We start from the raw sequence: 15165 nt of genomic DNA on the forward strand, positions 1-15165 counted from the left end.
GCCTAAAGAATATGGGTGTTGGGTTATGTATGAACTGGAAAACCTTCTTCAAAAAGTAAAAGAACATTCGCCGGGGGCAGATCTTGAAAAGATCTCCCGCGCTTATGAGTTCGCGAAAAAAGCGCATGAAGGGCAATGCCGCAAAAGCGGCGAACCTTATTTTATCCATCCGGAAACCGTGGCCGAGATCATCGCGGAAATGGGGCTGGATACCGATTCCATCATCGCCGGCCTTCTGCATGATACCTTGGAAGACACGGAAGTCACTTATAATATCATCGAAAAGGAATTCGGGCGTCAGGTGGCCGATCTGGTCAACGGCGTCACGCGCCTGGGCAAAATCGTTTACAGCAGCAAAGAAGAAGCCCAGATGGAAGACCTGCGCAAAATGTTCATCGCTATGGCGCGTGATATCCGCGTCATCCTCATCAAACTGGCCGACCGCCTGCATAACGCCAGAACCTTCCAATATCTGCCGCCGCAGAAAGCCCGCGAAAAAGCGCTGGAAACCATGGAGATCTATGCGCCTTTGGCCCATCGCCTGGGCATCCAGAACATCAAATGCGAGCTGGAAGATATTTCGATGAAATATCTCGACCCCGTTGGCTATCAGGAAATCAGCGATCAGCTTCAGGATCGGGCCGTGCAGTATGAAGAGTTTATGGAACACACCAAAGAGCGCATTATCGATAAGCTTCATTCTATGGGCATCGAGGGCGAAATCAAGGGCCGCGTGAAGCATATTTACAGCATTTATCGCAAAATGTATGCCCAGAACCTGAACCTTTCGGAAATATACGATCTCTGCGCGGTGCGCGTGATCGTAAAAGAACTGGCCGATTGCTATAATGTGCTGGGGTATATCCACGATCTTTACCGGCCGGTTCCGGGGCGGTTCAAAGATTATATCAGCACCCCCAAGCCCAACGGCTATCAGTCGCTCCACACCGTGGTCATCGGCCGCGAAGGCATCCCCTTCGAAGTGCAGATCCGCACGCAGGAAATGGACCGCACGGCCGAATACGGCGTTGCGGCACACTGGAAATATAAAGACGGCCTGAAAGGCCAGCAAAGCGAAGAGACCTTCGCCTGGATCCGCCAGCTTCTGGAATCGCAGCAGGATACGCAGGCCGAAGAATTCATCAAAAATATCAAAGTCGATCTGTTCAGCGACGAGGTTTTCGTTTTCACCCCCAAGGGCGATGTGGTGAATATGCCCAACGGGGCCACGCCCATCGATTTTGCCTATGCCATCCACTCGGCGGTGGGCAACCGCATGGTGGGCGCCAAGGTGAACGGACGCATGGTGCCCATTGATTATTCGCTGAAAAACGGCGAGATCGTTGAGGTCATCACCTCGAAAGAAACCAACGGCCCCAAGCGTGACTGGCTGAAAATGGCCAAAACGGCAGAAGCGCGCAATAAGATCAAGCAATGGTTCAAAAAAGAACGACGCGAAGAAAACATCGAGCAGGGCAAGGTGGAACTGGAACGCGAGCTGAAGATCAACATGCTTTACAGCGATTTTCTGCATGAAGAGATCTATGAACCTGTTTTAAAACGCTTTACCTTCCAAACGGTGGAAGACCTTTACGCGGGCATCGGTTACGGCGGCGTTTCGGTGGGGAAGGTCATCAATCGCGTGCGCGAAGAAGTGGACAAGCTCAACCGCCAAAAACATAAAGATGATTTGAGCAAGCTGAATGTTCAAAAGAAGAAAAGCGTCAGCAATTCCGGCGTGATCGTGGAAGGGCTGGATAACTGCCTGGTGAAGTTTTCCAAATGCTGCACGCCCATTCCCGGCGATAATATCGTGGGCTTCATCACGCGCGGTTACGGCGTTTCCATTCACCGAACGGAATGCATCAATGTGGAAAAGGGCATGAAGAACACCGAGGAATACGGCCGCTGGGTGCGCGTTTCGTGGGATCCTTATACCAAAGCGAAATTCAGCACGGCCATCAAGATCATCACCAACGCCCGTGTGGGCGTTCTGGCGGATATCTTTACGGTGCTGAGCAATATGAAAGTGAATGTCAGCGAAATGACAGCCCGCGACAGCGAAGGGCAGGGCAATTATTACGCCACCATCGAAGTGAACGATCGCGAACATCTTGAAAGCATCCTTGCCAAGATCCGCCGCATTTCCGGCGTTTCAGATGTGGTGCGCAATCTGGTGGAACGCGAAGGGCTGAGTTAACGGAGGAACAATGAGAACGGTAATCACACGGGTAACACGGGCGGAACTGACCATCGAGGGCAGGCTTCACGCCAAAATCGGCAAAGGATTTCTGGTGCTGGTGGGCATCACCGGCGAAGATACGGAAAAAGAAGCCACTTATCTGGCGGAAAAATGCGTGGGTCTGCGCGTTTTTGAAGATGAAAACGGAAAAATGAACCGCGCGCTGGCCGATGTGGGCGGCGAAATCCTTGCGGTTTCAAATTTTACATTGTATGCCAATTGCGCGCATGGGCGGCGGCCTGATTTTCTGGCGGCGGCAAAGCCCGACCATGCTGTGCCGATCTATGAATTTTTCCTTTCGGAACTCAGACGGCTGGGCGCACCGCTGCAAAGCGGCGTGTTCGGGGCGGATATGCAGATCGACCATGTGAACGACGGCCCGGTGACCATTTTGATGGATACCGCCGAAATGATGAAAAAAGAAAGAAAAGCTGAAAAATAAAGGAGAAAACCAATGCAGATCGAAGTTTTGCCGGTGGGGCCTCTGGCGACCAATTGCTATTTGCTTTGCGATGAAGAAACAAAAGAATGCGCGGTGATCGATCCCGGCGCGAAAGCCAAAAAAATTCTGGATGCCATTGCCGAAAAAGGCATGAAATGCACCCATATTTTGTTGACTCACGGCCATTATGACCATATCATGGCGCTGAAAGAAGTGAAAGAAGCCACCGGCGCGCCGGTGTATATCCATGAAAACGATGCCTATATGCTCACCGAGCAGTATGTGAACGGCATGCGCGCGCTGGCCGCGCGCGGCTATCATCAGCAGCTGGCCGATCATTTGCTCAAAGAAGGCGACTGCATCCGGGTGGGCAATCTGGAAGTGCGCGTGATGAATACGCCGGGCCACACCCGCGGTTCCTGTGTTTATCTTTGCGGCGACGCGATGTTTTCGGGCGATACGCTGTTTCACGGCGATTGCGGCCGCTGGGATCTGGAAGGCGGAAGCATGGAGCAGATGCATGAAAGCCTGCGCCGTCTGGCCGCGTTAGAGGGCGATTATCGGGTCTTCCCCGGCCATGAAGAAGCCACCCGCCTTTCGGTGGAACGCCAGATCAACCGGAATATGACGCTGGCCATGCAGCAATGAAAATCATCTTAGAGGGCAACGACCTGTTTATGGCCGTGCATGAGACCTTGGTCTGCCTCTGGCCCGAGGAACATCACGGAACGGAAGACGGCGAAGAAAACGGCGTGGTATATGCCGCTTTGTCGGCGGGAAACGGCGTTGTTTCGGCCCATGCGCGTGTTTTGCGCGGGGGTCGTGAACAGCAGGCCGCCTTTTCGCTGCCGCTGGAAAAAACAGGCGGATATGAAGAAAAACGCATCTGCACACGGGCGCTGAAAACAGCGGTTTATCGCGCCTGTGTGGTTTTGCTGCCCGAAAAACCCCAGTGGGGCGCCATGAGCGGCGTGAAACCGGCCAAACCGCTGCGGCAGATGTTCCCCGATGAGATCGACCCTGTGGAAGCGGATCATATTTTGGAAGATATTTATGATATCGCCCCGCGCCGCCGCGCGCTGACCATTGAATGCGCCCAAAAGGCCCGCCGGATGGAGCGCCTGCAAAGAAAAAACAGCGTTTCGGTTTATATCGGCATCCCGTTTTGCCCCAGCAAATGCGTGTATTGCTCGTTTGTCAGCAGCACCACCGCCCGAAGCGGGCATTTGATCGAGCCTTATTTAAACGGGCTGACGCAAGAGATCCGCGCCGCGGGCGAAATGCTGCGCCGCGAAGGGCTTGCAATCGACAGCCTTTATATCGGCGGCGGCACCCCCACCGCGCTTTCGGAAGAACCCTTTGAGCGGCTGCTCACCGAGGTGGAAAACGCGCTGCCCAAGCCTTTGGAATATACCGTGGAAGCGGGCAGGCCCGAAACCATCACGCCCGGAAAGCTGGAAAGCATGGCCCGCCATGGGGTGGGGCGCATCAGCATCAACCCCCAGACTTTCGAAGCGGAGGTTTTGAAAGCGGTGGGGCGGATGCACAGCCCGCAGCAGGTGATCGAAGCTTATGAAGCCGCGCGGCGCATCGGCGCTTTCGAGATCAATATGGATCTGATCGCGGGGCTGCCCGGCGATGGCGAAGAAGGGCTTTTGCGCAGTGTGGATACCGTGATCGGCCTTGCGCCCGAAAATATCACCGTGCATTGCCTGGCCCGCAAAAAAGGGTCGCCCCTGCGCTTTGGCAAACAGGGGGAGCTGCCCCATGAAATTCTGGATGAAGCCCACGACCGCATCCGGGCGGCGGGGTATGCGCCCTATTACCTTTACCGCCAGAAATACAGCGCGGGCAATTTGGAAAATGTGGGATTTGCCCGCGGCGAGACCCTTTGCCGCTATAACATTTTAATGATGGAAGAGCTTTGCGATGTGGTGGCGCTGGGCGCGGGCGGCGTCAGCAAATTCTGCGCCGACGGCGGGCGCAGCATCCATCGGCTGACAAACCCCAAATATCCCCAGGAATATATCGAAAACGCGGCCGAAATCGCGCTGCGCAAAAAAATGTTACAAATAAAAACCGAAAATAACGGCCGATAGGTTTGAAGCCGCGGCTTCCTTTTGATATAATGAAAAGAACCAAAGGTCATCGCATCTTCCGCGGGCGCTAAAAGCCAGCCGGCACAAGTTGCGCTTATGGGGGATATATTGCAAAAGAGGAGATCCGATAAAAGTTTTGCGGATTTTGAGAAAGGAGACCTTTTTTATGGAACAAAAAGTGCAAGAGGTTTTTGAAAAAGTGCGGGTGACCGCCGTGGCCGCCGCGTCGGCGGCAGGCAAAGCCGCCGATGCGGCCGGCAAAAAAGCCGGAGAGCTGGTGGGAACCACGCGGATGAATTTGCAGATTTTTGATTTGAATAACGAGATCGATTTGCTGTTCAAAGAAATCGGCAAAAGCGTTTATCTCACCCATACCGGCGTGGAAGCCGATTCGCAGGAGATCGACCGTAAAATTCAGCAGATCGATGAAAAATATCTTGCGATCGCCCAATTGAAGCAGCAGATCGAAGAGCTGCGCGCCACGGTAAAATGTCCGAAATGCGGCAACGCCTGCAGCCGTGACGATGTGTTCTGCAGCGTCTGCGGCCAGCAGCTGTAAGAAAAGAAACAAAGGACACCCCGTTTTTCGGCGTGTCCTTTTTCCTTCGGAAAGGAAGAAAAAACGATGTTTACAATAGAAGAATATCAGCAGAGCGCCCAATGGCTGAAAGAGAAGCTGGGGTCGTTTCGTCCCGAGATCTTGATGGTTTTGGGTTCGGGGCTTGGCTTTTTGGCCGAGCAGGTGGAAAACCCCATCCTGATCCCTTATGGCGAGATCCCCCATTTCTGCCGTTCTACCGCGCCGGATCATGCGGGCAGGTTTGTGGCGGGCGTTTTGGGCGGCCGCCGTGTGATGGTGATGCAGGGGCGCTTTCATTTATATGAAGGTTATTCCGCCGAGCAGGTCACTTATCCCATCCGCGTGGCCTATCTTCTGGGGGTGCGGTCGCTGCTGCTGACGAATGCGGTGGGCGCCATCAACACTTCGTTTCAAGTGGGCGATCTGATGATGATTACCGATCATATCCGCCTGTTCGATCCCGATCCGCTGATCGGGCCGAATCTTCCGCAGTTCGGGCCGCGTTTTTGTGATATGAGCGAGACTTATTGCCCCGAATATCAGCAGCTTTGCCGCCGAAAGGCCGAAGAAGCGGGCATTTTGCTGCGCGAAGGCGTTTATTTTTATTTTACCGGCCCTCAGTTCGAAACCCCGGCCGAAATCCGCGCGGCCCGCATCCTGGGGGGCGACGCGGCGGGGATGTCCACGGTTCCCGAAGCCATCTGCGCCAATCACTGCGGGATGAAAATTTTGGGCATCTCGCTTGTCACGAATATGGCCGCGGGCATTTTAAAACAGCGCCTTGACGGCGTGGATGTGTTATCGGCGGCGGAAAAGGCCCATGATCGGTTTGAAACACTGGTGATGAGCTGTCTGCCCGAGCTGTAAGGAGGAAACATGGAACTGCTTTTATCGCATGTTACGGCGGTGACGATGGAAGAACCCGGCGCGATCATCGAAAACGCATATCTGGCTGTGGATGGCGGAAAAATCATCTCGGTGGGCACGGCGCGCCCCGCGGGGCCGTTCGATCGCGAGATCGATTGCACGGGCAAAATCGCCATGCCCGGGCTGATCAACGCCCATACCCATGTGCCCATGACGGTGCTGCGCGGATATGCCGATGATTACTGCCTGCAGGATTGGCTGCAAAATTACATTTTCCCCGCAGAAGCCAAAATGGATGAACGCTGCGTGGCGGCGGGCGCTTTGCTGGGGTTTGCCGAAATGATCCGCTGCGGCATCACTTCAGTTACCGAGATGTATTTCAAAACCCCGGTGATCGCCAAAACCGCGTTGGAAACAGGCATCAAAGCCAACATCTGCAACGGCGCGCTGTCGTTTGATCCCGAAGGCTACGATTTTGAAAAGGCCGGCGAAACGCAGGAAATGCGTCTGGCGCTGGAAACCTGGCATGGGGCGGATGATGGCCGGCTGAAGCTGGATGTGGGCATCCACGGCGAATATACCTCTTTTGAAAAGCTTTGGCGCAAGAATGCCGAATTTGCGGCCGAGCATGATCTGAATGTGCATATCCATGTTTCGGAAACGAAAAAAGAACATGAGGAATGTATCGCGCGCCATGGGAAAACGCCCATTGCCATGCTGGCCCAAAGCGGCGCTTTCGACACCCGCGCCACGGCGGCCCACTGCGTTTATGTTACGGAAGATGACATGGAGATCATGCGCCGCAAAAGCGTGACGGCGGCCCACAACCCTGTCAGCAATTTAAAGCTGGCCAGCGGCATTGCCCCGGTGGCAAAGATGCTGCAAAAAGGGGTCTCTGTGGCGCTGGGCACCGATGGCGTGGCCTCTAATAACAGCCATGATCTGTTTGAAGAGATCAAATTATGCGCCCTTTTGCAAAAAGGCATCAGCGGCGACCCCAAATCCCTGCCCGCGTGGCAGGCGCTGCGCTGCGCCACGGTAGGGGGCGCCTTTGCCCAGCGGCGTGAAAAAGAATGCGGCATGCTGAAACCGGGCATGGATGCCGACCTGATTTTGGTGGATGCGGATTATTTCTGCCTGCAGCCCATCTATCAGCCCGTTTCGGCGCTTTGCTATTCCGTTACGGGCCGCGATGTATGCCTGACCATGGTGCGCGGCAAGATCCTTTATGAAAACGGCAAATTTACCACCATCGATCTGGAAAAAGCCTTATATGAAGTCAATCACTATGCCGTTGCGCATATTTTAGAAAAATAAATGCGGAACACATGGCAGGGAAAACGATTTCATATAATGGCAGGAGAACGCAAAGAAGGGAGCTGTTGTGCTTGAGCAAAACAAAAAACAGCTTTATTGAAGGAGCTTTTATTCTGGTGGTGGCAAACGCCCTGACGAAGATCATCGGCGCCATCTTCAAGATACCGCTTTCCAACCTGATGGGGTCGGAGGGCATGGGCCTTTTTGATGTGGCCTATGGCATTTATACGGCGCTTTTTGTGATCGCCACCGCGGGCCTGCCCGTGGCGATCTCTAAAATGGTTTCGGAATCAAGGGCGCTGGGGCGGCGCGAAGAAGCCAGCCGCATCGTTTCGGTGGCGCTTTCAGCGTTTGCCGTTTTCGGCCTGGCTGCCACGGCGGTGCTGTGGTTCGGCGCCGATCTTCTGGCGGCCAAAGTGGGCAACAGCGGGGCGGCCCCCGCCGTTCGCGCCATTGCGCCCTCGCTGTTTTTTGTTTCGGTGATGTCTATTATCCGCGGCTATTACCAAGGGCTTTCCGATATGCGCCCCACGGCGATCTCACAGGTGCTGGAAGCGGTGGGCAAGCTTTCGGTGGGCTATGTGGCCGCGTGGCTGATGCTCAAGCGCGGCCTGGGCATTGAAATGGCCGCCGCGGGCGCTATTTTCGGCGTTACCTGCGGCAGCGCGCTTTCTTTTCTTTATCTGGTTTTGAAAAAGTGGAAAGAAACCCGCGTGTCGCCCCTGAGCAGCTATAACGGCCAGGTGGCGAGCAGAGGAACTTTGCTTAAACGCCTGATCGCCACAGCCATCCCCGTGACGGTGGGCGCTTCGGTCATCAGCCTGACCAACCTTTTGGATATGGCCATGGTGATGAACCGTTTGCAGGATATCGGTTTTTCCGAAAAAGCAGCCACCGAGTTATATGGTTCGCTGGGGCTGGCCCGCAACATCTTCAACCTGCCGCAGACTTTGATCGTGGCAGTTTCCATCAGCATCATCCCCGCCATCAGCGCGGCTTATGCAAAGGGCCGGTATGACAGCGCGCGCAGAACCACGGAAACCGCGCTGCGTGTGGCTTCGCTGATCGCGCTGCCCGCCGCCGCGGGACTGTTTGCCCTTTCGGGGCCTATTTTAAAGGTGATCTATTATAAGCGGCCCGAAGATTGCGTGACCGCCACGCCGCTGCTCACGGTGCTGAGCATCGCGGTGATCTTTGTGGCGATGGTTTCTCTGACCAACTCGATTTTGCAGGCCATGGGCAGGGTGCGCGTGCCGGTTTATACCATGCTCATCGGCGGCGCGGTGAAGCTGACGGTGAACTATTTTCTCATCGGCAACCCCAAAATCAATATTCTGGGCGCGCCCATCGGCACAACGCTTTGCTACGCCGTTATCACCGTTTTGAATCTGATCGTCATTGGGCAATGCGGTTTGCGGCTGAACTATTTTTCCATCTATTTGAAGGCCGGCCTTGCTTCGCTGGTCATGGGCGGCTTTGCCTGGATCGCCTATCCGCCCGCGGCGGGGCTTCTGGGAGAAAAACTCGGCGTTTTGGCGGTGATCGCGGCGGCGGCGCTGGTTTATCTGGTGCTTGTGATCGTTTTGCGTGTGCTTCCCAAAGAAGATATCATGTTGTTACCAAAGGGTGACAAAATTGCTAAGATATTAAGAATTCACTGAAAAAACAGAGGTTTTATTCAAAAATGCTTGCAAAGGAAGTGCCAATATGGTAAATTTTAAGCCGAAAGACTCGTATTCTTTCGAAGATCTGGTTGAGATCATGCGTCTGCTGCGCTCGGAAAACGGCTGCCCATGGGATCGTGAGCAGACCCATGAAAGCATCCGCCGCAACTTTATCGAAGAGGCTTATGAAGCGGTGGAGGCGATCGATAAAAAGGATGACGCCAATCTTTGCGAAGAATTGGGCGATGTCTTGCTGCAGGTCGTGTTCCATGCCCGCATCGCGGAAGAAGACAGCCGTTTCGATATCGGCGATGTGGCAGACGGCATCTGCAAAAAATTGGTTTTGCGCCACCCCCACATTTTTGGCGATGTTTCTGCGAATACTTCGGAAGAAGTGCTCAGGAACTGGGATGAGATCAAAAAGGTGGAAAAAAACCAGCGGTCAGTTACACAGGCCATGCGCGAACTGCCTTCCTGCCTGCCGGCTTTGATCTATGCCGATAAACTGCAGAGCAAAGCAAAGAAATGCGGGTTTGATTGGCCCGAGGTTTCGGGGGCTCTGGATAAGCTTTCGGAAGAGACCGAAGAGCTGCGCGCCGCGGTGGAAGCCGGAACCAATGTGGAAGAAGAACTGGGCGATGTGCTGTTTTCTGCCGTGAATGTGGCTCGATTTGCCCACCTTGACCCGGAAGAAGCGCTGAGTAAGGCTTCTCAAAAGTTTTTAAAGCGTTTTGCCTATATGGAAGAACATGCTGAGAAACCTCTGTCGGCCATGGATTTAGAAGAAATGGATCGGCTTTGGAACGAGGCGAAAACAAAATAATGCGCCAATAAGGGGCAAACATACAAGGAGGATTATTATCATGAACAAAACAGAATTAATCGCCGCAATTGCGGAACAGGCAGGTTTGAACAAAAAGCAGAGCGAAGACGCACTGGTCGCTATGATCGATGCCGTGAGCAACGAACTGGCACAGGGCGGAAAAGTGCAGCTGATCGGTTTTGGTTCTTTTGAAACAAAAGAAAGAGCCGCCCGCGTGGGCCGCAACCCCAAAACAAAAGAAGAGATCCAGATCCCCGCAAGCACTTACCCTGTGTTTAAAGCCGGCAAAGCTTTGAAAGATAAAGTTTCGAAGTAAAGAAACTCTTGCCCCGGGAAATTCCCGGGGCGTTTTTATTGGAGGAAGAAATGAGACTGGATAAATATTTGAAGATCGCCCGCCTGATCAAGCGCAGAACCGTGGCCAACGATGCCTGCGATGTGGGCAGGGTCACTGTGAACGGCAAACCCGCCAAGGCTTCTTATCAGGTGAAAGAAGGCGATGTGCTGGAACTGGCGTTCGGGGCGCGCACCTTACGCGTGAAAGTGCTGGCCACGCCCGAACACGCCAAAAAAGACGATGCCGAGCTGTTATATCAGGAATTATCGGAAGGGGAATAAACATTCCCGCCGCGCATAAAAGAAACCTGCGGCACTGCCGATTTTCCAATCGAATTTTTGGTGATGTTTCGCGGATAGAGAAAATTTTGTGGGGCTAAATCACCAAAAAACGCATTGACAGCGGGGTAAATTGGAAATACCATACAAAAAATTAGTGTTTGTTTCATTCAAATGACATATTGCAGGTCGAATGCGTTGGATTTATAATTATTCTTGTAATATGGTGTAATAAATTGGAAAATACATCCTTGTCATTTTTTTAACTAAGGATACTGTTTCCATAAGGTTGCCCATATGATGAAGAAAAGCCTTTGAGTGAGGGCTTTAAATTTGATGGAGTGAAGGTGCAGTTAGTATGGAAGAGGGACAGCAAGGAAAGAACCATCTGAAGAAAAACCTTGGGGTAGCGACCGCTATGTCCATTGTGGTTGGCTGTGTAATCGGCGCAGGCGTGTTTTTTAAACCGTATGCCATTTACCAAGCCACCGGCGGCGCGCCCGGCATGGGCATTCTGGCATGGGTCTTTGGCGGATTGGCCAGCATTTTTGCGGCGCTGACTTTTGCGGAAGTTGCAATTTTGATTCCCAAAACAGGCGGTATGGTGGCCTATCTGGGCGAAGTCTACAACGAAAAGCTGGGCTTTTTGGCCGGCTGGATGCAAGTAATCATCTTTTATCCCGCGTTTCTCGCCGGTTACGGCGTAAAAGTGGGCAGCGAATTAAGCGGATACCTTGGGGAAAAATTTGCTCTGCCCATTGCAATGCTGGTAATTATCCTGCTTGTGGCGGCCAACACCATGGGCTCGAAAACAGCCGGCGGAATCCAGGTGGTTTCCACCATCTGCAAATTGATCCCGCTGATTCTGCTGATGATCTTCGGCTTTATTCTGGGCAGCGGCGGCAACCCCATCCTCAGCCCTGTCGTCGGTGACGGCAAAAATGCGGCGACCGTTCTGGGTTCCACCCTGCTTGCGGTTTTGTTCGCTTTTGAAGGCTGGACGAATGTGGGAACCATTGCCGGCGAAATGAAAAACCCCGGCAAAGATCTGCCGAAGGCTATCGTTGGCGGCGTATCGATCATCATGGCAGTTTATCTGATCATCAATGTGGCTTATTTGTGGGTCATCCCGGCAAATGAACTGATGAATCTGGAATCCCCCGCGGCCGCGGTGGCAACACAGATCTTCGGCACAGCCGGCGGAACATTGATCAAGATCGGCATCATTATTTCCGTTATCGGCGCGGGCAACGGCTTCCTGATGTCCGGTTCCCGTGTGGCTTATCTGCTGGCTCAGCAGAATTCTCTGCCCTGCAGCAAAACGCTGGGCAAACTCAACAGCAACCATGTGCCCGCAAACTCGATCATTCTGGTCGGTTTCCTGGCCTGCCTGTATTCCATCAGCGGTCAGTTCGATATGCTGACGGATCTGGCTGTGTTCTCCAGCTGGGTGTTCTATACCCTGACCTTTATGTGCGTGATCCATCTGAGAAAAACGCATCCTGAGCTTGAAAGAAAATACAAAGTGCCGCTTTATCCTGTGATCCCCATCCTGGCGATCCTCAGCGGCGCCTATGTTGTTTTGAGCCAGCTGATCTGGTCGGGTTCTCACGCCAGAATCCTTTCGCTTTGCAGCATCGCGGTGACCCTGATCGGTTTGCCGGTTTACTATCTGGTAAAGAAAAACAGCAAAGCGGCTTAAGTTTTGAAAAGCGTTTCTATCCCATCCGCCCAACGGCGGGTGGGATATTTTCTTTTGCGGCGTGCAGGGGAAAATAGCATATCCCGACAGCTTGTTTCATATAGTAAAGTGAAAATTAAAATCGTGCGGAAAAACTTTATATGAAATGAGAAAGAGGCGGTATGATGAAAAACGATGAATTCAGAAGGCTTGAAACTTTGCCCAACAATGTTATTTTGGAAAATCGCGAGCACTTAAGCGTTTCGGGCGTTTCAGAGGTCATCAGCTTTGATGAAAACGAGGTGCTGCTGGTCACTTCGCAAGGGGTTTTGAATGTGGGCGGAACCGAGCTCCATGTGGAAAAACTGAACCTTGAGATCGGCGAGCTTTCTATCACGGGGCATGTGGAGGCCATGATCTATGAGGATGAGAACCGCAAACGCGGCGGCTTCTGGTCCAAGCTTTTTTAGCGATGATCGATATCGGATTGGAAGAACAGACAAAAGCCTTTCTGTTCGCGGTGACCATGGGGCTGGCCTTCGGCCTTTTTTATGATCTGCTGCGAGGCATACGCGGCCTTTTGGGGCGCGGGAAATGGCTGACCGCCATATTGGATCTGTTTTACAGCGTGGTCTGCTGCGGCGTTTTCTTTGTGTTCACCCTGACCCTTTCTCTGGGGCAGATCCGCTTTTTCAGCCTGGGAGGCTGTGCCGGCGGGATGGTTTTATATTTTTCCGGCATTTCTCCCACCGTTGCGGGCGCGTTCCAAAAGCTTGAAAAAGGCCTGCGCCGTCTTTTAATGAGAAAGCGGCAAAATGACGGAAAAGAAAAAAAGATGCGGTCTGCAAAGGAGAAAAAGAGAAAATCCACTGAATCGGAATAAAAAGGTTTGACTTTTAGCTGAAAATTGGTAAACTGTTTATAAGAATATCGTTTTATCATTTGGGCAAAGCTCTTGGCAAAGGAAAGCGAGGAAAACCATGAAGAAGAAGAAAAGGGTTGGAATGCTGACAAAGATTTTTGTGGCGGTGTTTGCGGTATACGCCACTTATACTTTGGTTTCTTTGCAACTGCAGATCAGCGCTAAAAAAGAAGAACAGACAAAACTGACCGCCCAGGTGGAAGAACAAAAGCTGCGTAATGCAGAGCTTTCTTCTCTTTTGGAAAGCAAAAATTCTGATGAATATGTGGCAAGGATCGCCCGCGACAAACTGGGATATGCAAGCCCGGGCGAGCGGGTGTTCGTGGATATTTCAAGTAAATGATTGAGAGGAATAACCAACAGACTATGGAGTTAACAGTCGGAACAGTTTATGAAGGTAAGGTCACCGGCATTACAAAATTCGGCGCGTTTGTGGCGCTGCCCGAAGGCAAAAGCGGAATGGTCCATATTTCGGAAGTGGCAAGCGCTTATGTTGAAGACATCCGCCAATATCTTACCGAAGGCCAAGAAGTCAAGGTCAAGTTGATCAGCATTGACGACGCGGGAAGAATCAATCTTTCCATCAAAAAGGCAGCGCCGGAAAGACCGCGCAGCGTGACCCCGGCCCCCGCCCCGATGCCCAGCCGAAGCACCTTGCAAAAATCTGCCGATCTTTCTTTTGAAGATAAACTGAAACAGTTTATGCAGGCCAGTGAAAGCAAAATTTCGGATATGAAGCTGAACAACGACAGAAGAAACTCTAAGAAACGCAGCAGATAACTAAAGGCGCAGCCTTTTCTCAGGGTTGCGCCTTGTTTACGCAATAAAAAAGGGGCGCCTGCCAAACGGCAAGCGCCAAAAATTGGGTTGTGGGGATAAAGATATGAACGGTGTGTGAGAACTCTTTCTCACAAACACATCTTATCATATTATCCATATATTGTAAAGAGAAAAGAATGTAAAATTTTGTAATAGGACGAACCGAGGTCCGCCCGCAGAAAGGAAGGATTTTCATGCGTGAAATTTCAGCAAAAATGATTACAGAAAAGGTGAAGGAGGCCTGTATTCAGGCGAACTGCAAGCTGCCTTGTGATGTATTGGCGGCGTTTGAAAAAGGGCGTAAAGAAGAAAAATCCCCTCTGGGATGCCAGATCTTTGATAGAATGATCGAAAACGCAGATCTTGCGGCCCGCAAAGAAGTGCCCGTTTGCCAGGATACCGGCATGGCGGTGATCTTTGCCGAGATCGGCCAGGATGCCCATATTGTCGATGGCGATTTTGAAACCGCCGTAAATGAAGGCGTTCGCCGCGGCTATATCGATGGCTATCTGCGTCTTTCCGTGGTGGGCGACCCGATGCGCCGCGTCAACACAAACGATAATACCCCCGCCATCATCCACACCACCATCGTTCCCGGCGATCAGGTGCATATCGTTGTGGCGCCTAAAGGCTTCGGCAGCGAAAACATGAGCGCCATCAAAATGTTCACCCCCTCGGCCACACGCGACGATGTGGTGAATTTCATCGTTGATACCATGTCGAAGGCCGGTTCGAACCCCTGCCCCCCGATGATCGTGGGCGTTGGCTTGGGCGGAACCTTTGAAAAGGCGGCCATTCTGGCCAAAAAAGCCATCGCCACTTCGCTGGATGCACCGGCACAGGATGAATTTTATGCCGAGCTGGAACGCGAGATCACCGAGAAAGCAAACAAGCTGGGCGTTGGCCCTCAGGGCTTCGGCGGCACAGTGACAGCCCTCAAAGTGCGCGTAAATGCCTTTGGCACCCACATTGCCGGCCTGCCCTGCGCGGTGAACATTGGCTGCCATGTGACCCGTCACGCGGAATTCACCCTCTAAATCATACAAAATTTACAAAAAGTTCGTGCATTTTCAAAAGAATATGTTATAATATAC

General features: G+C 52.5%; 17 protein-coding genes. All 17 read left to right on the forward strand.

Features of this window, described 5'->3' with window-relative positions:
* Positions 1-25 precede the first annotated feature (25 nt).
* The 17 genes from ACJA3I_RS05530 to ACJA3I_RS05610 all read left to right on the forward strand — a co-directional run bounded on the left by ACJA3I_RS05530 (position 26) and on the right by ACJA3I_RS05610 (position 15108).
* A complete protein-coding gene (locus ACJA3I_RS05530; RefSeq protein ID WP_458863766.1) occupies positions 26-2200 on the forward strand; it encodes a RelA/SpoT family protein in 2175 nt (724 codons plus the stop codon).
* A gap of 10 nt (positions 2201-2210) precedes the next feature.
* On the forward strand, positions 2211-2684 hold the full coding sequence (dtd, locus tag ACJA3I_RS05535; protein WP_458863767.1) for a D-aminoacyl-tRNA deacylase: 474 nt from the start codon (positions 2211-2213) through the stop codon (positions 2682-2684).
* Positions 2685-2696: 12 nt separating this feature from the next.
* Complete coding sequence (locus ACJA3I_RS05540; RefSeq protein ID WP_458863768.1) at positions 2697-3332, forward strand: MBL fold metallo-hydrolase; 636 nt, start codon at positions 2697-2699, stop codon at positions 3330-3332.
* Positions 3329-4783, forward strand: coding sequence for a coproporphyrinogen dehydrogenase HemZ (hemZ, locus tag ACJA3I_RS05545; RefSeq protein ID WP_458863769.1), 1455 nt, complete (start codon positions 3329-3331; stop codon positions 4781-4783). The genes ACJA3I_RS05540 and hemZ overlap by 4 nt, the downstream gene beginning before the upstream one ends.
* A 166-nt stretch (positions 4784-4949) precedes the next feature.
* Positions 4950-5342: a zinc ribbon domain-containing protein gene (locus ACJA3I_RS05550; protein ID WP_458863770.1), complete on the forward strand. Its 393-nt coding sequence runs from the start codon at positions 4950-4952 to the stop codon at positions 5340-5342.
* A gap of 66 nt (positions 5343-5408) precedes the next feature.
* Positions 5409-6230: a purine-nucleoside phosphorylase gene (locus ACJA3I_RS05555; RefSeq protein ID WP_458863771.1), complete on the forward strand. Its 822-nt coding sequence runs from the start codon at positions 5409-5411 to the stop codon at positions 6228-6230.
* 9 nt (positions 6231-6239) lie between these two features.
* A complete protein-coding gene (locus ACJA3I_RS05560; RefSeq protein WP_458863772.1) occupies positions 6240-7547 on the forward strand; it encodes an amidohydrolase family protein in 1308 nt (435 codons plus the stop codon).
* Positions 7548-7618: 71 nt separating this feature from the next.
* Positions 7619-9208 (forward strand): putative polysaccharide biosynthesis protein, encoded by a 1590-nt coding sequence (locus tag ACJA3I_RS05565; protein ID WP_458863773.1) that lies wholly within the window; start codon positions 7619-7621, stop codon positions 9206-9208.
* Between the two features lie 46 nt (positions 9209-9254).
* Complete coding sequence (mazG, locus tag ACJA3I_RS05570; protein ID WP_458863774.1) at positions 9255-10034, forward strand: nucleoside triphosphate pyrophosphohydrolase; 780 nt, start codon at positions 9255-9257, stop codon at positions 10032-10034.
* A 40-nt stretch (positions 10035-10074) separates the two neighbouring features.
* The gene (locus ACJA3I_RS05575; protein WP_458863775.1) at positions 10075-10350 is read left to right on the forward strand and encodes an HU family DNA-binding protein; all 276 of its coding nucleotides are present in this window, start codon (positions 10075-10077) and stop codon (positions 10348-10350) included.
* 50 nt (positions 10351-10400) lie between these two features.
* Positions 10401-10652, forward strand: coding sequence for an RNA-binding S4 domain-containing protein (locus tag ACJA3I_RS05580; protein WP_458863776.1), 252 nt, complete (start codon positions 10401-10403; stop codon positions 10650-10652).
* Between the two features lie 355 nt (positions 10653-11007).
* Positions 11008-12351, forward strand: coding sequence for an APC family permease (locus ACJA3I_RS05585; RefSeq protein ID WP_458863777.1), 1344 nt, complete (start codon positions 11008-11010; stop codon positions 12349-12351).
* Positions 12352-12512: 161 nt separating this feature from the next.
* On the forward strand, positions 12513-12800 hold the full coding sequence (gene yabP / locus ACJA3I_RS05590; protein WP_458863778.1) for a sporulation protein YabP: 288 nt from the start codon (positions 12513-12515) through the stop codon (positions 12798-12800).
* A 2-nt stretch (positions 12801-12802) separates the two neighbouring features.
* Positions 12803-13213, forward strand: coding sequence for a spore cortex biosynthesis protein YabQ (yabQ, locus tag ACJA3I_RS05595; RefSeq protein ID WP_458863779.1), 411 nt, complete (start codon positions 12803-12805; stop codon positions 13211-13213).
* Positions 13214-13334: 121 nt separating this feature from the next.
* Entirely contained in the window at positions 13335-13595 is a 261-nt protein-coding gene (locus ACJA3I_RS05600) for an FtsB family cell division protein (protein ID WP_458863780.1), read from the forward strand.
* Between the two features lie 23 nt (positions 13596-13618).
* Positions 13619-14032 carry a S1 RNA-binding domain-containing protein gene (locus tag ACJA3I_RS05605; protein ID WP_458863781.1) on the forward strand — a complete coding sequence of 138 codons (414 nt, stop codon included), beginning with the start codon at positions 13619-13621 and terminating at the stop codon, positions 14030-14032.
* A gap of 233 nt (positions 14033-14265) precedes the next feature.
* Positions 14266-15108, forward strand: coding sequence for a fumarate hydratase (locus tag ACJA3I_RS05610; protein WP_458863782.1), 843 nt, complete (start codon positions 14266-14268; stop codon positions 15106-15108).
* Positions 15109-15165 lie beyond the last annotated feature (57 nt).

The organism is Acidaminobacterium chupaoyuni, from assembly GCF_047936785.1.
GTDB classification, from domain to species: domain Bacteria; phylum Bacillota; class Clostridia; order Oscillospirales; family Butyricicoccaceae; genus Acidaminobacterium; species Acidaminobacterium chupaoyuni.